Annotated in this window: 19 protein-coding genes; 9 read left to right on the top strand and 10 right to left on the bottom strand. The window is 70.1% G+C overall.

Annotation, left to right across the window (positions count from 1 at the left end; genetic code table 11):
• The first annotated feature begins 125 nt into the window (after positions 1-125).
• On the top strand, positions 126-1,244 hold the full coding sequence (locus tag AB0J58_RS19640) for a hypothetical protein (protein ID WP_364217461.1): 1,119 nt from the start codon (positions 126-128) through the stop codon (positions 1,242-1,244).
• Positions 1,245-1,261: 17 nt separating this feature from the next.
• On the opposite strand, the gene AB0J58_RS19635 is transcribed toward AB0J58_RS19640, so the two are convergent.
• Positions 1,262-1,660: an NUDIX hydrolase gene (locus AB0J58_RS19635; protein ID WP_364217459.1), complete on the bottom strand. Its 399-nt coding sequence runs from the start codon at positions 1,658-1,660 to the stop codon at positions 1,262-1,264.
• Positions 1,661-1,677: 17 nt separating this feature from the next.
• Here AB0J58_RS19635 and AB0J58_RS19630 point away from each other — a divergent pair, with 17 nt between their 5' ends.
• From AB0J58_RS19630 to AB0J58_RS19620, 3 genes are all read left to right on the top strand, one after another.
• Positions 1,678-2,376 (top strand): DUF6758 family protein, encoded by a 699-nt coding sequence (locus AB0J58_RS19630; RefSeq protein ID WP_364217458.1) that lies wholly within the window; start codon positions 1,678-1,680, stop codon positions 2,374-2,376.
• 76 nt (positions 2,377-2,452) lie between these two features.
• Entirely contained in the window at positions 2,453-3,166 is a 714-nt protein-coding gene (locus tag AB0J58_RS19625) for an MBL fold metallo-hydrolase (protein ID WP_343977461.1), read from the top strand.
• Positions 3,167-3,172: 6 nt separating this feature from the next.
• Positions 3,173-4,081 (top strand): PD-(D/E)XK nuclease family protein, encoded by a 909-nt coding sequence (locus tag AB0J58_RS19620; protein WP_364217456.1) that lies wholly within the window; start codon positions 3,173-3,175, stop codon positions 4,079-4,081.
• A 15-nt stretch (positions 4,082-4,096) separates the two neighbouring features.
• Here the strand turns inward: AB0J58_RS19620 and AB0J58_RS19615 are convergent, their stop codons facing one another.
• The 3 genes from AB0J58_RS19615 to AB0J58_RS19605 form a co-directional block, all read right to left on the bottom strand.
• A complete protein-coding gene (locus tag AB0J58_RS19615) occupies positions 4,097-5,014 on the bottom strand; it encodes an oxygenase MpaB family protein (protein WP_364217454.1) in 918 nt (305 codons plus the stop codon).
• Between the two features lie 69 nt (positions 5,015-5,083).
• Positions 5,084-5,956 carry an alpha/beta hydrolase gene (locus tag AB0J58_RS19610; protein ID WP_364217452.1) on the bottom strand — a complete coding sequence of 291 codons (873 nt, stop codon included), beginning with the start codon at positions 5,954-5,956 and terminating at the stop codon, positions 5,084-5,086.
• Positions 5,957-6,058: 102 nt separating this feature from the next.
• The gene (locus AB0J58_RS19605; RefSeq protein ID WP_364217450.1) at positions 6,059-7,897 is read right to left on the bottom strand and encodes a DEAD/DEAH box helicase; all 1,839 of its coding nucleotides are present in this window, start codon (positions 7,895-7,897) and stop codon (positions 6,059-6,061) included.
• A 369-nt stretch (positions 7,898-8,266) separates the two neighbouring features.
• Between AB0J58_RS19605 and AB0J58_RS19600 the strand changes: the two genes are divergently transcribed.
• Complete coding sequence (locus tag AB0J58_RS19600; protein WP_343977449.1) at positions 8,267-8,905, top strand: ferritin-like fold-containing protein; 639 nt, start codon at positions 8,267-8,269, stop codon at positions 8,903-8,905.
• 569 nt (positions 8,906-9,474) lie between these two features.
• Here the strand turns inward: AB0J58_RS19600 and AB0J58_RS19595 are convergent.
• From AB0J58_RS19595 to AB0J58_RS19570, 6 genes are all read right to left on the bottom strand, one after another.
• On the bottom strand, positions 9,475-9,705 hold the full coding sequence (locus AB0J58_RS19595; protein WP_343977446.1) for a DUF3107 domain-containing protein: 231 nt from the start codon (positions 9,703-9,705) through the stop codon (positions 9,475-9,477).
• Between the two features lie 117 nt (positions 9,706-9,822).
• Positions 9,823-10,452 carry a TetR/AcrR family transcriptional regulator gene (locus AB0J58_RS19590; protein ID WP_326644512.1) on the bottom strand — a complete coding sequence of 210 codons (630 nt, stop codon included), beginning with the start codon at positions 10,450-10,452 and terminating at the stop codon, positions 9,823-9,825.
• A gap of 60 nt (positions 10,453-10,512) precedes the next feature.
• Positions 10,513-10,815: a hypothetical protein gene (locus AB0J58_RS19585; protein ID WP_343977439.1), complete on the bottom strand. Its 303-nt coding sequence runs from the start codon at positions 10,813-10,815 to the stop codon at positions 10,513-10,515.
• A 585-nt stretch (positions 10,816-11,400) separates the two neighbouring features.
• A complete protein-coding gene (locus AB0J58_RS19580) occupies positions 11,401-11,781 on the bottom strand; it encodes a hypothetical protein (protein ID WP_364217448.1) in 381 nt (126 codons plus the stop codon).
• A gap of 738 nt (positions 11,782-12,519) precedes the next feature.
• Positions 12,520-12,840 carry a hypothetical protein gene (locus AB0J58_RS19575; RefSeq protein WP_364217446.1) on the bottom strand — a complete coding sequence of 107 codons (321 nt, stop codon included), beginning with the start codon at positions 12,838-12,840 and terminating at the stop codon, positions 12,520-12,522.
• Between the two features lie 738 nt (positions 12,841-13,578).
• Positions 13,579-13,893 carry a hypothetical protein gene (locus tag AB0J58_RS19570; RefSeq protein ID WP_364217444.1) on the bottom strand — a complete coding sequence of 105 codons (315 nt, stop codon included), beginning with the start codon at positions 13,891-13,893 and terminating at the stop codon, positions 13,579-13,581.
• A gap of 407 nt (positions 13,894-14,300) precedes the next feature.
• On the opposite strand from AB0J58_RS19570, the gene AB0J58_RS19565 reads away from it, so the two are divergent.
• The 4 genes from AB0J58_RS19565 to AB0J58_RS19550 all read left to right on the top strand — a co-directional run bounded on the left by AB0J58_RS19565 (position 14,301) and on the right by AB0J58_RS19550 (position 18,673).
• Positions 14,301-15,209 (top strand): alpha/beta hydrolase, encoded by a 909-nt coding sequence (locus AB0J58_RS19565; protein WP_364217443.1) that lies wholly within the window; start codon positions 14,301-14,303, stop codon positions 15,207-15,209.
• An 80-nt stretch (positions 15,210-15,289) separates the two neighbouring features.
• Complete coding sequence (gene moeZ / locus AB0J58_RS19560; protein ID WP_364151132.1) at positions 15,290-16,471, top strand: adenylyltransferase/sulfurtransferase MoeZ; 1,182 nt, start codon at positions 15,290-15,292, stop codon at positions 16,469-16,471.
• Positions 16,472-16,646: 175 nt separating this feature from the next.
• Positions 16,647-17,381: a hypothetical protein gene (locus AB0J58_RS19555; protein WP_364217441.1), complete on the top strand. Its 735-nt coding sequence runs from the start codon at positions 16,647-16,649 to the stop codon at positions 17,379-17,381.
• Entirely contained in the window at positions 17,375-18,673 is a 1,299-nt protein-coding gene (locus AB0J58_RS19550) for a S8 family serine peptidase (RefSeq protein WP_364217439.1), read from the top strand. Before AB0J58_RS19555 ends, AB0J58_RS19550 begins: the two co-directional genes overlap by 7 nt.
• Positions 18,674-18,737: the final 64 nt, after the last annotated feature.

Genomic DNA, 18,737 nt, shown 5'->3' with positions numbered 1-18,737 from the left:
CCCCTCCGCCCCCCCCCCCCCGCCCGCGGGGGGCCCCGGGGCGGGGGGGGGCCCGCCCCCCCCCCCCCCCCCGGGGGGGGGGGGGGGGGGCCCCCCCCCCCCCCCCCGCCGACGTGGACAACAGGGTGGTTCTCATCACCGCGCCCAAGGGCGGAGAACCGAGGCCGGTCTCCCTGGGCGGGATCGAGGGCCTGGCCAGAGCCGCCCGCGAGACGGCCAGGGTGGCCGCGGGCGACGGCAGGTTCGTCGCGGTGGGTGCCGTCTCGGGCGACGCCGGGATCTGGAGCAGCCCCGGCGGCCAGAGCTGGCAGGCGGGCGGCCCGGCGCAGCTCCTCGGCGGCCCGAGGCGGCAGGCACTCGCCGACGTCGCGCACGGCAGGCGGGGCTGGCTGGCCGCGGGCAGCACGATGACCGACGCCTCCTCCACCGAACCGCTGCTGGTCACCTCCGCAGACGGCGAGAACTGGCGCAGGGTCGCGGTGCTGGGTTCCCTCGCCCCGGCCGGCGACCACGACTTCCTCGCCCCGCACGCGGTGGCGGCGGGCCCTTCCGGTTACGTCATGGCGGGTGAGGACCGCGGCCCCGCCGCCACCGTGCCCGTCCTGTGGTTCTCCGCCGACCTCAAGCGCTACTCCAGGGCGGCCAGGCTGCCCGCGGGCGGTACGGGCGTACGGCTGCACGACGTCTCGGCGACCTCGTCCGGATACGTGGCCGTCGGCGGCGCCGGCACGGCCGAGCGCGAGACCGGCGTGGTCTGGGTTTCGGCCGACGGGGTCAACTGGAACGCGCGCAAGCCGGTCCTGCCCCCGGGGGCGACGTCGGCGGGGCTGCGGCACGTGGTCCTGTACGGCGGGGACATCGTCGCGGCCGGCACGGCCAGCACGGAGGACGGCCGGCGGGCCTTCGGCGCGGTGTCCGCGGACAACGGGACGAGCTGGGAGTTCTCCTGGCTCCCCGGAGAGACCGCGTCCGCCGTGCAGGACCTCGCCGCGACGCCGGAGGGCGTGGTGGCCGTGGGCTGGCACGGGGTTCCGGGCGAGGGCGACAGCGCGGCCTGGACCTCGGAGAACGGGCTGAACTGGCAGCTCCACACCCCCAGCCAGGGCAGGCTGGACGGCGACGGGGCCCAGTGGCTCGGCGCGGTGGCGGTCCTGGGCGGCCAGGTCGTGGCCCTGGGCCGCTCCACCACCTACAGCGCGGACCACCTCACCCTGTGGCGCTCCAAGCTCACCTCGACGCGGTGAGCCGGGCCTCGCGCCGCTCACTCCCGTGCGATGACCGACCACTCGGCCAGTGCGTCCAGCAGGCCGGGGGTGAGCGGGAGCCGCGCTAGCTCCGCGCGGGTGACCCAGCGGACGTCCGCGGCGTCGTCCCCGGCGGAGAGCGTGCCGCCGGAGACCTCGGCCAGGTAGTCGCGGATCTCGTAGACGGCACCGCCGGGGCCGGGGCGGTCGACGGTTCCGGCCAGGCGTCCGGGGACGACGGTCAGGCCGGTCTCCTCCAGAACCTCTCTGATGACCGCCTCGGGGTCGGACTCGCCGGGCTCGACCCGGCCGCCGGGGACGGACCACAACCCCATCCCGGGTGGCCGGCCGCGGCGGACCAGAAGCATCCGCCCCGAGTCGTCGAGGATGATCGCCCCCACACAATTTACGCGCACATGAACAAGATTACGGTGTGATAACGACCGAGCCTCTTGACGGATGGGCTGTCGAAGAAGCAGCGTGGGTAGGCGTGAAAGCCGCCCCTACATGCCCACGCTGTTTCGGCCCGCTACGTCCGCCGAGTGCTTGGTCAAGCTCCTGGAGATGCGGTCCCCACGGTGATGTGCTGCCGTTCCAGCCACCCATACCTCCCTCCGCCGCCGCGGTGGAGGCCATCACCCGCATCTCCCGCGTCCCCGTCTGGGTCCCGTGGCCGCTGCCCACGGGATGGCTGGTCACCGGGTTCGCCCACGTGGGCGACGAGCGCAGCGGCGTACGGGCCACGGTGGTCGCGGTCTCCGGACCTTCGCTGACCTACGGGCCCGCCGATCTGCTGCTCATCGCGGAGGAGCCCGGGGTCGGGCTCGGCGCGGCGTTCGCCGGGCTGGAGAGCACCGATCCGGGCACCGGCTTCGACCAGGGCCCGCCACACGCCAAGATCGAGGTCAAGGGCCATCCTGCCGCCCTGTGGTGCGTCACCGCCGCCTGTGACCGGGCCGTCTACGTGGGTGAGGCGCTGGGGAACTGGCTCTGGGCGGTCGTGTGGCCCGCCGAGGCCGGTTACCTGATGACCCTGGCCGAGCTGTCCCTGCGCGATCTGCGCGACCACGACCAGGCCCTCGACCTGCCCTTCGGGGCGTTCTCCCCGCGCCTGGAGGCCCCGGCCTCCTGACCGCCCGCTCGGTATTCGAACCCTTGACCGTTCCGTCCGGACCGGAGGGCGGATGGAGGCAGTAAAGTTCGGAAGCGTGACAGCGCGTATCGAGCGAGTGGTGACCGAGGGCGTCGTCGATGTCGACGGCGTCGAGCACAAGGTCGAGAACAACACGTGGATCCTGGGTGACGACGAGGATGTCATCGTCATCGACCCCGCGCGTGACGCGGAGGCGATCCTGGAGAAGGTCGGCGAGCGGGAGGTGCTGGCGATCATCTGCACCCACGGCCTGCCCGACCACGTGGGCGCGGCCATCGAGGTCGCGGCCAGAGACGAGGCGGTGATCGCCCTCCACCCCAAGGACAGGCCGCTGTGGCGACTGACCTGGCCGGACACCTGGCCGGACATCGACATGGAGGACGAGGGCCTGTTCGAGGTCGGCGGTGTCCAGCTGGAGGTCATGTCCACCCCGGGCATCTCCCACGGTGGCGTCTCGCTCTACTGCGAGGCCCTGGAGGCGGTCTTCACCGGCAAGACCCTCCAGGCCGACGGCCCCGGCAGGGTCGGCGGTGAGTATCCCGCCCTGGCCGACCAGCTGACCGCCATCGGGGGACGGCTGTTCACCCTGCCGCACGCCACCCGGGTGCTGCCCGCGCACGGCGAGGAGACCACGATCGGCGACCTGGAGCCTCAGTTCGACGCCTGGCTCTCCGGCTCGCTGACCCGAGGGGCGCAGGAGCAGGAGGAGGGGCCGCTGACCGATGGCACGCGCGCGGCGGGGATCCGGCTGAACCTCCGGGACGAATAGCCCCCGATGGACCAGCTTCCCCTGGACGGCATGCCGCGGCGGCTGTATGCCTGCACGCCGTCGCGGCTGAACAGCTGGCTGGACTGCCCCCGGCGCTACCGGTTCGCCTACCTGGATCGGCCCGCGCCGCAGAAGGGTCCGCCGTGGGCGCACAACAGCGTGGGCGTCAGCGTGCACAACGCCCTGGCCGCCTGGTGGCGCGAGCCGTACGAGCGGCGTACGCCCGAGGTCGCCGCCGCCCTGCTCACCAGGGGATGGATCGGCGAGGGGTTCCGCGACGCGGAGCAGTCGGCCGCCTGGCGTGACCGGGCCAGGGAGATGGTCCGGGGATACGTGGCGGGTCTCGACCCCGCCGCGGAGCCGGTCGGCGTCGAGCGCACCGTCGCCACGCGCACCTCCGTCGTCGCCCTCTCCGGCCGGGTGGACCGGCTCGACCGGCGCGGCGAGGAACTGGTCGTGGTCGACTACAAGACCGGCCGACGCCCGCCGACCACGGACGACGCCCGTTCCTCGCTCGCGCTGGCGGTCTACGCCATCGCCTCCTCGGCGATGATGCACCGCCCCTGCCACCGGGTCGAGCTCCATCACCTGCCGACCGCCTCCGTCGTGGAGTGGGAGCACACCGACGAGTCGCTGGCCCGGCACCTCGGCCGAGCCGAGGAGATCGCCGTCGAGGCCGCCGAGGCCGACGAGCGGTACCGGGCATGGTCGGCCACCCGTCCCGGCGGGACCGGCTCGGCCGCGTCACGGACCAGAGGCACCGGCCGGACCCCGCCCCCGGTGCCGCCCGAGGTCGACGCCTCCTTCCCGCCCCGTACGGGCCCGCTGTGCTCGTGGTGCGACTTTCGCCGCCACTGCCCCGAGGGCCAGGCCGCGAGCGGCGACCGCGAGCCGTGGGACGCCCTCGCGGACTGACCGCGCGGCGCGCCGTCAGGCGGCGCGGGGCAGTCGGTCCGGCCAGCGGCGCGGGTCGGTCAGCCCCTTGAGCCCCTTGCCCAGGTCGTAACCCGCGGCGGCGAGCCGCTCGCGGGAGGCACCGAGCATCTCGCGGGTGCCGGGGGTGAACGCCCGGTCGTGGACGTGTTCGGGAAGCGAGTTCATGGTCAGCCGGAACGCCCTCAGCGCCGCGGTCACCGTGCTGGGCGGCACCTCGGGCAGCACGCCGTACATCTGCCTGGCCCAGTCGGGCAGCGAGTAGTAGCAGAGCGCGCCGAAGGGGAAGTAGGCGGGTTTGCCGGGGGTGAGGGCACGCAGCTCGGCGGGCAGTCGCGGCCAGAGCAGGAAGCGCACGGTGGAGGCGGCCTCGGGGGTGACCCGCAGCGTCGGGCGGACCGAGGTGAGGTAGTCGTCCAGCTCCGCCAGGGAGCCGGGCACGTCCTCGGCGTGCAGGCCGACATAGGTGGCGCTGCGGCGCTGCTCGGCCAGGTAGCGGTCGGCCTGGCGGTCGCTGAGCCCCAGGCCCGCCCGGCGTGCCACGGCCAGGTAGGAGGAGACCTCCGCGCAGTGCACCCAGAGCAGCAGCTCCGGGTCGTCCACCCGGTGGGTGCGGCCGGTGTCGGGGTCGTCGATGCGGAGCCGCCGGTGGATTCCCCGGACGCGGCGGCCGATCTCGTCGGCCTCCGCGGGGCTGCCGAAGGTGACCCTGCCCACGAAGTCCGCCGTGCGGCGGAGCCTTCCGAACGGGTCCTGCTGGAAGTCGGAGTTCTGCCAGACGCCACGCATCGCGAGGGGATGCAGGGCCTGGAGCATGAGGCCGCGGACCCCGCCGACCCACATGGAGCGGTCGATGTGCACCAGCCAGGTCGCGGTGTGCGGAGGCTGGACGACGATGTCTTCGATGCTCGCCATAGTAAGTGAATCATTACATGGCATTCGACGCTCCGTCCAACAGGGGTCCCGGCAGTGGGAAATCCCAGGTCAGCTTCTCGGCCGGCTCTCCGCGGCGTTCCAGAAACGGATGAGCGCGGCGGCCGTGGTCTCCGGGGCCTCCACCGCGGGGGAGTGGGCCGCGCCGGGGACCACCACGCAGTCGGCGTCCAGCCGGCGGGCCATCTCCGACTGCATACGCGGCGGCCAGCCGTCGTCGTGCTCGCCGTACAGGACCAGGGTGGCGACATCGACCTGGGTGAGCTCGTCGCACCGGTCAGGCGCGGAGAGCACCTCCTCGGTCATCGTGTACATGCCGGTGGGCGAGTTGGCGAACAGTCGCTTGCGCAGGAAGGCGATGATCTCGTCGGAGACCCCGGCGGACAGGGCCTCGGGCTCCATCCGGTTGTGCCACAGGTGCTCCAGCCCGAGGTCGGGCAGTTCCGAGAGCATGATGCGGCCCGCGCGCTCGCGGGGCCCGACGATCGCGGCGGGCCCGGAGCTCATGAGCGTGTAGGACCCGAACCGGGTACGGCCGTCGATGACCGCCTCCCGGGTGACCAGGCCGCCGAAGGAGTGGCCGACCAGGTGGATCGGGCCTCCGTGGCCGATCACCTGGGCCAGGACGTCGACGTCGTTGCCGAGCGCGGCGCAGCTGTAGGCGCTCCTGTCGTCAGGGCCGTTCGACTCGAACTGGCCTCGCATGTCGATCGCGATGACCTGGCGGCCGGACTGGGCGAGCGTCTGCAGCACCGCGATGAAGTCTTCCTTGCTCCCCGTCAGGCCGGGGACCAGCAGGGCCGGCCAGCGCTCGGGAATGCCGCTGACGGGCAGGGCCTCCAGCGCGGCGAAGGTGCCCACCGCCGTCTCGATCTGGCGAGAGCGGACGCCAGGAGGCATGGTCAGAAAACGCGGCGTACTCACGTGGCCCCACGATACCTCTCTTGACGACATCGCTCCGTGCGTCCGGGAGCGCGAAAAGGGGCGCCACCCGGTAGGGTCGCGCCCCTTTTGATGTTGTTACCACTAGTTCGGACGGCGAGGTCCTCGTTGCTGGCCGCGGATCTGCGGGCGGCGGCGGCTCTGTACGCGCTCGGAGGCCGCCGAGGGGGCGATCTCGTCGTCGTCCGACGCCAGGTCCGGAGACTTGAAGATCACCGCGAACGGGCTCGGCGGAATGATCTTCTCGGGCTGCGGCCGGGGCCTGGAGACCTCCGCCGCGGGCTCGTCGTCCCGATGTTCGGCCACGGCGTCGTCCTCTCCGCCCGTCGTGAACTCCGCCGCCGGCTCCCCGCTCCACGAGGGGACCTCGGCCACCTGCTCGCGCCTGGCGCGGCGCTGCCTGCGGACCGGCTCGTCCGTCGTGGAATCGGGGTGAGCCGGAACCTCGGACTTCCCGACGAGGCTCACCTCGGGATTCAGCCCGGCCCTGCGAGCACGGCCCCGGCGGGGCGCGGCCTCGGCGGTGTACTGGTCGTCACGGCCGTCCTTGCGGGGTGCCACGTCCGTCTCCACCTCAGCGATCTCGACGACAGGGGACTCGGCCGGCTGGACCTCCTCGGCCGTGACCGGCGCGGAGATCTCCTCGCTGGTACGGCCACCGCGGGTGCGACGGCGCTCGCGAGGGGTACGTGCCGGACGCTCACGACGCTCCTCACGATCGTCCTCGCGCCCCTTGCGGGGAGAGCGGGAGCGGATTCGCCCGGTCTCGCCGAGATCCTCGACCTCCTCGGCGGCCAGGCCCGCCCGGGACCGGTTGGCGCGCGGCAGCACGCCCTTGGTGCCCTCGGGAATGCCCAGATCGCTGAAGACGTGCGGGGAGGTCGAGTAGGTCTCGACCGGCTCGGGGAAGGGGAGCGAGAGCGCGTTGTTGATGACCTTCCAGCGAGTGAGGTCCTCCCACTCGACGAAGGTCACCGCGACGCCCGTCTTGCCGGCCCGGCCGGTACGGCCGATCCGGTGCACGTACGCCTTCTCGTCCTGCGGGCAGTCGTAGTTGACGACGTGGGTGACATCGTCGACGTCGATGCCGCGCGCCGCGACGTCCGTCGCGACCAGCACGTCGATCTTGCCGTTGCGGAAGGCGCGCAGGGCCTGCTCGCGCTGGCCCTGGCCGAGGTCGCCGTGGACGGCCGCGGCGGCGAAGCCGCGCTCCTTGAGCTGCTCGACGACCATGTCGCAGGCGCGCTTGGTCTCGCAGAAGATCATGGTGAGTCCGCGGCCCTCGCACTGCAGCAGGCGGCCGACGATCTCGATCTTGTCCATCCGGTGCGTGCGCCAGACGAACTGGGTCGTCTGCGGGGTCGCCTCGGCCTCGGCGTCGTTGTTCTCGGCCCGCACGTGGGTGGGGCGGGTGAGGTAACGCCTGGACAGGGCGACGATCTCACCCGGCAGGGTCGCGGAGAACAGCATCGTCTGCCGCTCCGCCGGGATGAGCTTGATGATGCGCTCGATGTCGGGCAGGAAGCCCAGGTCGAGCATCCGGTCGGCCTCGTCGAGGACGAGGGTCCCGATCTGGCTGAGGTCGAGGTGCTTCTGTTTGACCAGGTCGAGCAGGCGCCCCGGGGTGCCGACGATGACGTCGACGCCCTGCTTGAGGGCCTCGATCTGGGGTTCGTAGGCGCGCCCGCCGTACACGGTGAGGATCCGCGAGCCGAGCTTTCCGGCCGCCGTCACCAGGTCCTCGGTGACCTGAACGGCGAGCTCACGGGTCGGTACCACGACCAGCCCGCGGGGCTTCTTGCGGTTCTTCCTCGGCTTGCCGACACGCTGCAGCATCGCCACGCCGAAGGCGTAGGTCTTGCCGGTGCCGGTGCGCGCCTGGCCGATGATGTCCTGGCCGTTGAGGGCCAGGGGGAGTGCCATTTCCTGGATCGGGAACGGCGCGATGATGCCCTCGGTCTCAAGGGCATCGGCGATCTCTGGGGTGACTCCGAGGTCTCGGAACGTCGTCAGCTTGGCCTGCCTAAATCTCCGTTGAAGGCAGGACTGCCGGGACCACGGGCAGAAAACATGTTCCCCGTGCCGGGTCCTCGCGGAAGGTCCAGCCTTCTCATGTCATCAGCGACCGCTGCGGCGTCACGCCGACTTTTGGGGGCGTCCGGGAGTGGATATCCCGGATTAACACGGTGCGGTCGCACTTTCACAGAGCAGTGTACTCGATACCACAACGGAGAACCGATTTCTTCGTATTCCCGGTGAATCGCGAGGTCGATCAGATCGTAGGCTGCGTCCATGAGTGATTCCCCTCCCGGTGTCTCCGACCTGCTCGGCGTTCTCGCCTACGCCGAGCTGACGGCGTTCCTCAGGCTCGCCGAGGACGCCACGCGGCATGCCCCCTCACTGACCGATCGGGCGGCCCTCGGCGGCCTGGCGGCGGCCGAGTACGCGCACTTCGAGCTGCTCCGCGACCGGCTGGCCGACCTCGGGGTGGATCCCGAGGAGGCGATGGCGCCCTTCGTGGGGCCACTGGACGACTGGCATGCCCAGACCGCTCCCGGGGACTGGCTGGAGGCTCTGGTGAAGGCGTATGTGGGCACCGGGATCGCGCTCGACTTCTACCGTGAGGCGGCAGTCGGCGTGGACGACCGGACGCGGAACCTCGTCGAGGAGGTTCTCGCCGACGAGGGGCGGTCGCAGTTCGCCGTCGAGAGGGTCGGCGCGGCGCTTCAGGAGGACCCCAAGCAGGCGGGGCGGCTGGCGCTGTGGGCCAGGCGGCTGGTCGGGGAGGCGCTGAGCCAGGGACAGCACGTGGCCGCGGCCAGACCGGAGCTCGCGGCACTGCTGGTGGAGGCGGCTGGGGAGGACATCGGCCGGATGTTCGCCCGGCTGACCGAGAAGCACGGCGACCGGATGGCCGCTCTGGGGCTGTGAACCGCAGGCTCCGAGTCCCCGGCACGGGGACCGGGGCGTGTCGCCGGCTGTGCGGCCGGTTTTCCGGCTCCGGGCTCCCGGTACGGCCGTTCGGGACGTGTCCTCCGTTCCGGGACCGGCCGCCGGACCGGCCCGGGATCTGTTCGCCGGAGGCGGAGCGGGGAAACCGGTCCCGCGGATCAAGGCGCGTGGGGCGTCGAACAGCGGTAGCGTGCGAGACATGAGGGCCTCGCGCCGCTATGGCAGTTCCTTGACGAGATGTGGGCCGAACCGCTGGACCTCGCGTCCCGTGTTACGCAGAGGAGGCACGGGGTGCCCGGCCGTCGGCCGGGGCCGGGAGCATCTCCGCCGGGTCAGGCGTCCGCGCTGCTGCGGGTTCGGCGAGCGGGACGAGTGCTCGGGAACATGGGGTAACGAGCGTTTCTGAGCCTGCGAGACGTGTGCCGGGCCGTCCGGCGCCCTCGGACTCTCCGTGAGGGGTGGGTCGCCCGGCGCCGGTGCTCACGCCAGATCCGCGGACCGCGCCGTGCCGGCGGGGGACGACGATCTGGCGCGAGCCTCGGAATCCGTCAGAGCGTGCCGCCGAAGCCGACGGGACGCATCGCCTCCCCACCGATCTCGATGAAGCCGAGTGACGCGATCGGGACGATGACCTTCCGGCCACCGACGTCGGTAAGGGTGAAGACACCGGCGCTGGACGCGAGGGCGGCGCTGATCTCACTCTCGACCTGTTCGGCCGTGAGGTCGGTCTCCACTACGAGTTCACGGTGCACGGAACGTACGCCGATCTTGATTTCCATCCTGCTCCCTTTCGATGAGGGTTGCTCGTCCCATGGTCACCCCATCGAAGGTTCGACGCGCGGGTTGATCGCGCCAAGCGAACAGAAGTTCCATGGCCACGGGGCCGCGGGACGTTCTCAGTGGTCGGCGACGGTGCGGGGGAAACCGGAGATGCCCCGCCACGACAGGCGCGCGATGAGCTGGGTGGCCGCGTCCTTGGGGATGGAGCCGTTGCTGCTGATCCAGTAACGCGCGCTGACCTCGGCCATCCCGACCAGCCCGACGCCCAGCAGGCGTGCCTCGTCGCTGGAGCAGCCGGTGTCCTCCTGGATGACCTGACTGATCATCTCGGCGCTCTCCCGGAGGTTGCGCTCCATGCGCTGGCGGACCGGGGCGGCGTTGCGCAGGTCCGACTCGAACACCAGCCGGAAGGCCTCACCCTGGCTGGAGACGAAGTCGAAGAACGCGCCGATCGCGGCCTGGACACGCTGCTTGTTGTCGGTGGTGGAGGCGAGGGCGTCGCGGCAGCGGGTGATCAGGTCGTCCACATGCAGGTCGAGCAGGGCCAGATAGAGTTCCTGCTTGCCTGGGAAGTGCTGGTAGAGGACCGGCTTGCTGACCCCGGCCCGCTCGGCGATCTCGTCCATCGCGGCCGCGTGGTAGCCGTTCTCCACGAAGACCTCCTGCGCCGCACTGAGCAGCTGGCGGCGGCGGGCTGTCCGGGGCAGCCGGGTGCCCCGGGGCTTGGCGTCCGGGGTAGCGGTCACGTGGTCTCCTCGGGTGAAACTCCTGGCGTCTGGGGCCATCCTACGCGCGGGTAACACGGGTCAGCGATAATCGTCCTCATCGAGCTCGATCGTGCGTCGCTGCTCGAAGGTGTCGGCGGGGTCGGCCTCCATGGGAACGGTATCGGGCCACTCCTCATCCTCTTCACGCGCGGTCCGATTCTGCTCGGCGGCGTCCGCGGGGTCGACCTCCGCCTCCGCGGAGAGGTCGGGGGAGGAGTCGGAGCCGCCCTCGCGTGCCGACCGGCGCTGCTCGGCGGCGTCGGCCTCGGGTGTCTCGATCGGGATCTCCTCGGACGGATCGTCGACCGTTCTCCCGTGCTCTCTGTCGCCGTGCGGGTTCATGTCTGACATCCCCTGTCGTCATCCGGACCTTGGCACGTTTCCTGTCCTGACCCGGTTCCTGTAAACGTCGGACAACGCCCAGCGTACGACCTCGGATGCCGCGCGCCGAGAAAGACGCGGCATCGGATTGCCCATGTCGGTACCTACCGCATTGGCGGTGCTTTACGGCCGCTCGACAATATTTTGGAACATATGTGCGATACGCGATGGATCTGGCGGATCGCGTCGGCATCGAGGTGGCTGGGGCGGGGCAGGTGTCGCTCGGCTGATATTCGAGGACCGGGCGGTAGGGGCCGGATGTCGCAGCGGGGCCCGCGGTTCGAAAACCGCGGGCCCCGCCTGCAATTCGTGAGAAATGAGAACTCGCACTGTGTTGGGAGACAGAAGCTTGGGGATTTCTCCTCAAGTTCCCGTATTCGAGGTCGGGCCACTGTTTCCCGGTGAGAAGCGGTGGTCGTGGCGAACGCGGGGCCCCTGTCGCTCCGTTACGGTTTCGGAGCCGCTCACAACCGCGGATCCAACCGTGTGGTTTCGGCCGCCGGCCGTGCCGCGCCCCGATCGGGGCACGCGCCCCCGGCCAGGTGACTAGGAGACCGGGGGGGCGCCAAGGTCGCCGTTGCCGGGACCGTTGCCGGGACCGTTGTTGTCGCGCTCGCGGCGGCGCTCTTCGCGAATGGGCTCGAAGCGCTGGCTGCGGTTGTCGTTGTCCAGGTGGTTACGGTTGTTGTTGTGGTTGTTGATGATCAGCCTGAAGCGCTTGTGGCTGAAACGGCGGTGGCAGCTGCTGCCACCGCAGCCGCAGCCGCGGCCCCAGCCGCCGCCGCAGGTCGGGAAGGCGGCGGCGGTGACCGTGGTGGTCATCGCGCTGGCGCTGGTGACGGTGGTCGCTGCGCCCATGCCGACGACTCCGCCGGTCAGCGCCGTGCTGATCGCGAGCCCTGCGAGGACACCCTTGAACTTGGGCATTGCGTTTCCCCCTTGAAAGGATCGGTTGCCCCGATTTTCGGCACTTACCGAAATCAGTCGGGAATTACCGGAGATAGCCAGTGATGGACTATCCCTGGTTGTCATAGTTTCCTTGCATGTCTGCTGATAAACGGAGATCGAAGGCTTTTGCTATCTCCTTAGATATTTATCGTCGACGTTGAACTCTTATTGATTGATTTAAAGTGAAATGCGCTTAATGTCGCATTTGTGCTTTGGTGCTGGAGGGCGCCGGGTGCGGCGGGAGGGCGGAGTGCGGCAGGGGCCTCGGCGGCCTCCCGGGTGGCCGGGGCCGAGGTTGTCTCCGGGGCGTCCCGCTGTCCGGATCCGGTGGATATGGGCGGACGCCGCGGGGCCGTTCCGGTGCGCGGGCGCCGAGGCGAGGAAAGGCGGGCGGCGAGAACGGCGGGCGAGGTGACATGCCGGCGACCGGGCGCATGGGCGAGGGCCCCGCGGTTCGAAAACCGCGGGGCCCCGCTGTAATTCCTGAGAAATGAGAAATCGCATTGTGTCGGCGTCAGGGTCCTGAGGGTTTCCCCTCAAGTTCCCGTTTCGCTGTTCGGCCACTGTTTCCCGGTGAGAAGCGGTGGTCGTGGCGAACGCGGGGCCCCTGTCGCTCCGTTACGGTTCCGGAGCCGCTCACAACCGCGGATCCGGCCGTGTGGTTTCGGCCGTCGGCCGTGCCGCGCCCCGATCGGGGCGTGCGACTCGGGTCCGGTGCTAGTCCCTGCGTCCTTCGGTGAGAACGGGCACGAGGCGGTCGTTGCGGTTGTCGTTGTCCAGGTGGTTGTCGTTGTTGTTGTGGTTGTTGATGATCAGCCTGAAGCGGTGGCGGGTGTGACGGTGGTGCGAGCGGCAGCCGCCGCAGCAGCCGCAGCCGCGGCCCCAGCCGCCGCCGCAGGTCGGGTAGGCGGCGGCGGTGACCGTGGTGGTCATCGCGCTGGCGCTGGTGACGGTGGTCGCTGCGCCTACGCCGACGACTCCGCCGGTCAGCGCCGTGCTGATCGCGAGCCCTGTGAGGACACCCTTGAACTTGGGCATTGCGTTTCCCCCTTGAAAGGATTTGTTGCCCTAATTTTCTGAATTTCCTGAATAAATAGGAAAAGCCAGAGATGATCGATGATGAGTCATCCCTGGTTGTCATAGTTTCCTTGCATGTCTGCTGATAAACAGAGATCGAAGGCTTTTGCTATCCCCTTAGATATTTATCGTCGATGTCGAACCCTTATTGATGGATTTAAAGTGAAATGCACTTAATGTCGCATTTGTGGTGGAAGCGGGCCGGGGCCTGCCGAGGAGCGGGGCGGGGTGCGCCGGGGGAGCCCTCGCCCGCTTCCTGGCCGGTCCGGCCGAGGTCGTCTCCGGGGCGTCCCGCTGTCGCGTGGGCGGGCGCCGTGAGGTCGCTTTCGTGCGCCGGTGTCGAGGCGGGGAAGGGCGACGGTTAAGGGGGAGGGGATGGTGGCGCGCCGGAGGCCGGGCGCATGGGCGAGGGCCCCGCGGTTCGAAAACCGCGGGGCCCCGCTGTGATTCCTGAGAAATGAGAACTCGCACTGCGTTGGAGTCAGGGGCCTGAGGATTTCTCCTCAGCCTCCCGTTTTCGCTTTCTGGTCACGGCCTCTCGGTGAGAGGCGATGATCAAGACGAATATCGGGATCCTGCCGCTCCGTTACGGTTTCGAAGCCGCTTGAAGCCGCGGATTCGACCGTGAGTGGCCTCATGTTCCGGTTGTGTCGCGCCCCCGTCGGGGTGTGCGACCCCGGTCCGTGATCGGGAGGCCTGCTACTCCCGCTCGTCGCGCTCGGTGAGAACGGGCACGAGGCGGTCGTTGCGGTTGTCGTTGTCCAGGCGGTTGTCGTTGTTGTTGTGGTTGTTGATGATCAGCCTGAAGCGCTTGTGGCTGCGGTGCCAGTGCGAGCGGTTGCAACCGCAGCCGCGACCGCAGCCGCCGCCCCAGGTCGGGAAGGCGACGGAGGTGACCGCGGTGGTCATCGCGCTGGCGCTGGTGACGGTGGTCGCTGCGCCCATGCCGACGACTCCGCCGGCCAGCGCCGTGCTGATCGCGAGCCCTGCGAGGACACTCTTGAACTTGGGCATTGCGTTTCCCCCTTGAAAGGATCGGTTGCCCCGATTTTCGGCACTTACCGAAATCAGTCGGGAATTACCGGAGATGGTGAGTGATGAGCCATCCCTGGTTGTCATGATTTCCTCGCATGTCTGCTAATAAACGGAGATCAAATCCTTTTGCCCTCTCCTTATCTATTTGTGGTCGACCTTGGATAGTTACCGACTGCTTTCAAGTTAAATGTCTTTAATGTCGCATTTGTTCTTCGGGGAGGAGGGTTGGAGGGGGTGTCTAACTAATAGTGATAAAGCATGCAATAAAAAGACATCTGACTAAAATAGGCTTATGTGACTTTTGTGGTAACTCGGAGGCTGTCGTCTGCCGCGTCGAGCGGCGAACTATCGTGGAAGAGCGGCCGGACGACAGGAGGAGACGCGTGGTGCACAAACCGATCCCCAACTGGCAGGGCGAGATGGTCGACCTCGGCGACCAGCGGATCCATGTGCGCTCGACCCCGCCGGGCCCCGCGGAGACCGCCGTCTACGTACACGGCCTCGCTGGCTCCGCGACCAACTGGACAGACCTGATGGGCGAGCTCTTCGACGTGGTGACCGGTCACGCCGTCGACCTGCCGGGCGCCGGATACTCGCCCGAGCCGCCCGGCGGCGACTACTCCGTCGACGCCCACGTACGGACCGTCATCGCCCTGATAGAGCGGATCTCGCGGACCCCCGTCCACCTGTTCGGCAACTCCCTGGGCGGGGCTGTCTCCGTGCGGCTCGCCGCCACCCGTCCCGACCTGGTCCGCTCGCTCACCCTGATCTCACCGGCCCTGCCAGACCTGCTGCCCAGGTACGGCCCCGCGCGAGTGGCGCTGTCCGCCGTGCCCAGGCTCGGCGAGTGGGCGGCGAGCCGGCTGAGCCAGCTGCCCGCCGAGCGCAGGCTCGGTGCCACGCTCGCCATGTGCTACGCCGATGTGGGGAGGATTCACCCGGAGCGGCTCGCGGAGGCGATCGAGGAGGTGCGCCGCCGGGACGGCCTCCCGTACGCGGGGGCGGCACTGATCAACTCGGCGCGCGGCATCGTCGCCGAGTACTTCCGGCGCGGGGAGACGAACCTGTGGCGGCAGGCGGCCCAGGTGACCGCGCCCACGCTGGTCGTGCACGGGCGCCACGACCGGCTCGTCAACCCCCGGATGGCGGCCCGTGCGGGCCGGACGTTCCCGCAGGTGAAACTGGTGCTGCTGCCCGACGCCGGGCACGTGGCCCAGATGGAGTTCCCCGACCGGGTGGCCCGCGAGGCCAGGATCCTGATAGGTGAGACGGTCCTCACTCCGGTTGGGGAATGACCAGGGCACCAGGTTAGGTTGTGAGTGGAGCGTGCTGCGCTAGCCGTATCGTCAAGACCCCCTGAAACGGGAGCAGAACTGTGTCGTTGCCACCGCTGGTAGAGCCGGCAGCCGAGTTGACCGTCGATGAGGTGCGCCGCTACTCGCGCCACCTGATCATTCCGGACGTGGGCATGGCCGGGCAGAAGCGCCTGAAGAACGCGAAGGTGCTCTGTGTGGGCGCGGGTGGCCTGGGTTCCCCGGGGCTGCTCTATCTCGCCGCCGCCGGAGTGGGCACGCTCGGCGTCATCGACTTCGACGTGGTCGACGAGTCCAACCTGCAGCGGCAGGTCATCCACGGCCAGTCCGACGTGGGCCGCCCCAAGGCCGAGAGTGCCGCGGACAGCGTCAGGGAGATCAACTCCCTGGTCAACGTGATCGTCCACAACGAGGTGCTCACCACGGACAACGTGATGGAGATCTTCGCCGGCTACGACCTGATCGTGGACGGCACGGACAACTTCGCCACCCGTTACATGGTCAACGACGCGGCGGTCCTCCTCGGCAAGCCGTACGTCTGGGGCTCCATCTACCGCTTCGACGGTCAGGCCAGCGTCTTCTGGGCCGAGCACGGCCCCTGCTACCGCTGCCTCTACCCCGAGCCCCCGCCGCCCGGCATGGTCCCCTCGTGCGCCGAGGGCGGCGTGCTCGGCGTGCTGTGCGCGTCGATCGGCTCCATCCAGGTCAACGAGGCCATCAAGCTCCTCACGGGCATCGGCGAGCCGCTGGTCGGCCGTCTGATGATCTACGACGCCCTGGAGATGAACTACCGCTCGGTCAAGGTCCGTAAGGACCCCGAGTGCGTGCTCTGCGGCAAGAACCCGACGGTCACCCAGCTTTTGGAGGACTACGAGGCGTTCTGTGGCGCGGTCTCGGAGGAGGCCCAGGAGGCCGCCTCCGGCTCCACGATCACCGCGGCCGATCTCAAGTCCATGCAGGACGCGGACGAGAACATCTACCTGATCGACGTCCGCGAGCCGAACGAGTACGAGATCGTGTCCATCCCCGGCGCGGTGCTCATCCCCAAGGGCGAGTTCCTCAACGGATCCGCGCTGGAGGGACTCCCGCAGGACAAGAGGATCGTCCTGCACTGCAAGTCCGGTGCCCGTTCCGCCGAGGTCCTGGCGGTCATCAAGAGCGCCGGCTTCTCCGACGCCGTCCACGTGGGCGGCGGCGTGCTCAGCTGGATCAAGACCATCGACCCGAGCCTGCCGACCTACTGACCGGCCCGGTGGGGTTCTTGCCGCCCGCGCCCCGTGGAGCACGCGCTCCACGGGGCGCTCGCCGTTCCCCCGCTGTCCGGGAGGTGCCCGCCCCGCCGCCACATGTGCTTTCCGCTCCGACGGATATGGACGGAACGGCGGATGACACCCGCCTCGCCGCATTAAGGTCGAGAGCGTGAATGAAGTCCCACGTCAGCGACGGCATTCATGGCCGACGCTGGTCGTGGCATCGGCGCTGACGCTGTTCTGCGCGATCGTGGCCGGGGTGGCGACCAGCGCCGCCGGAGCGGAGCTCACCCGGGGGCCGACCCAGGCGGAGCTCGATCGGGCGGCACTCGACGAGGTGGCCCGGCGCTGGCAGGCGTGGCCCGCCGGGCGGGTCTTCCCCAAGACGGTCCGTTACGCCGCGGAACAGGGGGGCGAGGAGAAGGCCCGCAGGGTGGGCATCTCGCCGGAGACCCGCTGTGACGACGCGGTCGACGCCAAGCTGCGCAAGGCGCTCCGGGAGGCCGGCTGCCTGGGCATCCTGCGCGCCACCTACATCGACGCGCTCCAGGGGGTGGTCGTCACCATCGGAGTCGCGGCCTTCGCCGACGAGATGGGCGCCGCCAGGGCCAAGGCGGCGCTGCCCGGGAGCGACCGGCCCTCGCCGGGCCTGAGGGCACTGGCCTTCCCCGGCACCGTCACCGACCGGTTCGTCTCCGCGGGACGCCAGGCCGGCCTCGTCCGGCAGGCGGGCCCCTACATGGTGATGGCCACGGTCGGCCAGACCGACGGCCGGCCCGCCAGCGCGGTCGGCGAGCAGCGGCCCACCCTGTTCGCGTTCACCGGCGACATCGCCGACCGGATCCTCGCCGACCTGACCAGGCCCGCCCGCCCCGACTGCGCCTCCGCGGAGTGGCGATGCTGACCGTGCCGAGGCGTCTTTCCGCCGCCCGCGGGGCGCTCGCGACGACACTGCTGACACTGACGGTGTCGACGGGGGTGGCGGTGTTGACGGGAGTGGCGGGACCGGCCCCGGCCGTGCGGGCCGACGATGTCAGGGACAGCCAGCGGGAGGTGCTGCGGACCCTCGACCTGCCCGCCGCGTGGCGGGTGTCCGAGGGGGAGGACGTGGTCGTGGCCGTGCTCGACTCGGGGGTGGACAGCGACCACCGCGATCTGGCCGGGTCGGTGATCGAGGGTAAGGACTTCACCTCCGGGGCCAACCCGCCGGGTGTGCGGCCCCTCCGGCTGCACGGCACGTACATGGCGTCGCTGATCGCCGGGCACGGCCACGGGCCGGGCGGGGCGGACGGGGTGATCGGTGTCGCGCCCCGCGCGAAGGTGCTGTCGGTGCGGGTCATCCTGGAGGACGAGGAGCCGGGATTCCAGGAGTTCAACACCGCCGAGCGTTACGAGAACGTGGTGGCCAGGGGCATCCGGTACGCGGTGGACCACGGCGCCGACGTGATCAACATGTCGATCTCCAAGGAACTGGCGACCAGGGAGGAGCGGGCGGCGATCCGCTACGCGATCTCCAAGGGGGTCGTGCTCGTCGCGGCGGCGGGCAACGACGGTGCCGAGGAGACCGACGCCGGCGGCAACGCCCCGTACTCCTACCCGGCGGCCTTCCCGGGAGTGGTCTCGGTCGCCGCGACGGACCGGGGGCTGCGCCGCGCCTCGTTCTCCAACCGGAACCCCTCGGTCCTGGTGGCCGCGCCGGGGGTGGACATCCTCGGGGCGGGCCCCGGCGACGAGTACTGGGTCGGTCGCGGCACCTCGCAGGCGACCGCCCTGGTATCGGGCGTCGCCGCCCTCATTAAGGCGAAATATCCAGAAATGTCGCCCGTGCTGGTTGTCCAGGCGATCACTGCGGGAGCCACCCGGCGGCCCGCCGGCGGCTACGACACCGGCATGGGCTTCGGCGTCGTCAACGCCACCCGGGCACTCGCCGCGGCCGCCAGGATCTCCCGGCACACCCTCACCGCGGAGGGGGCCGGCGGGCACGACCCCGCCCGCCCGCTGGGCCTGGCGGTCGAGCCGGTGCGGGTCGTCCACCGTGACCGGGACAGGATCAACCTGTACGGCGGGGTGGCCGTGGCCGCCGGGCTCGGCGCGATCGCCTGCCTGGTCACGATCGCGGTGTTGGTCGGCCGTGCGCGCTCGTCGACGACCTACCAGGACCCAGGGCCCGACGCGGTCGCCGCGCCCTGGCCGTGAGCATCGGGCCCGGAGCCGGATCGCGGCCGGAGCCGGGCCAAGGTCGCCGTCACGAAAATGCACG

The sequence above is a fragment of the Streptosporangium sp. NPDC049644 genome, from assembly GCF_040675205.1.
GTDB lineage: Bacteria > Actinomycetota > Actinomycetes > Streptosporangiales > Streptosporangiaceae > Streptosporangium > Streptosporangium fukuiense.
Note: the sequence above shows the minus strand (reverse complement) of the source record. Positions and strands in the feature narration are given on the sequence as shown.

Bases quoted from the DNA above. Each gene is read 5' to 3' on its own strand.
- AB0J58_RS19600 (WP_343977449.1), top strand. From the start codon at position 8,267: ATGAGTGATTCCCCTCCCGGTGTCTCCGACCTGCTCGGCGTTCTCGCC.
- AB0J58_RS19570 (WP_364217444.1), bottom strand. From the start codon at position 13,893: ATGCCCAAGTTCAAGAGTGTCCTCGCAGGGCTCGCGATCAGCACGGCG.
- AB0J58_RS19615 (WP_364217454.1), bottom strand. From the start codon at position 5,014: ATGGCGAGCATCGAAGACATCGTCGTCCAGCCTCCGCACACCGCGACC.
- AB0J58_RS19595 (WP_343977446.1), bottom strand. From the start codon at position 9,705: ATGGAAATCAAGATCGGCGTACGTTCCGTGCACCGTGAACTCGTAGTG.
- AB0J58_RS19575 (WP_364217446.1), bottom strand. From the start codon at position 12,840: ATGCCCAAGTTCAAGGGTGTCCTCACAGGGCTCGCGATCAGCACGGCG.
- AB0J58_RS19585 (WP_343977439.1), bottom strand. From the start codon at position 10,815: ATGAACCCGCACGGCGACAGAGAGCACGGGAGAACGGTCGACGATCCG.
- AB0J58_RS19580 (WP_364217448.1), bottom strand. From the start codon at position 11,781: ATGCCCAAGTTCAAGGGTGTCCTCGCAGGGCTCGCGATCAGCACGGCG.
- AB0J58_RS19605 (WP_364217450.1), bottom strand. From the start codon at position 7,897: ATGGCACTCCCCCTGGCCCTCAACGGCCAGGACATCATCGGCCAGGCG.
- AB0J58_RS19550 (WP_364217439.1), top strand. From the start codon at position 17,375: ATGCTGACCGTGCCGAGGCGTCTTTCCGCCGCCCGCGGGGCGCTCGCG.
- AB0J58_RS19620 (WP_364217456.1), top strand. From the start codon at position 3,173: ATGGACCAGCTTCCCCTGGACGGCATGCCGCGGCGGCTGTATGCCTGC.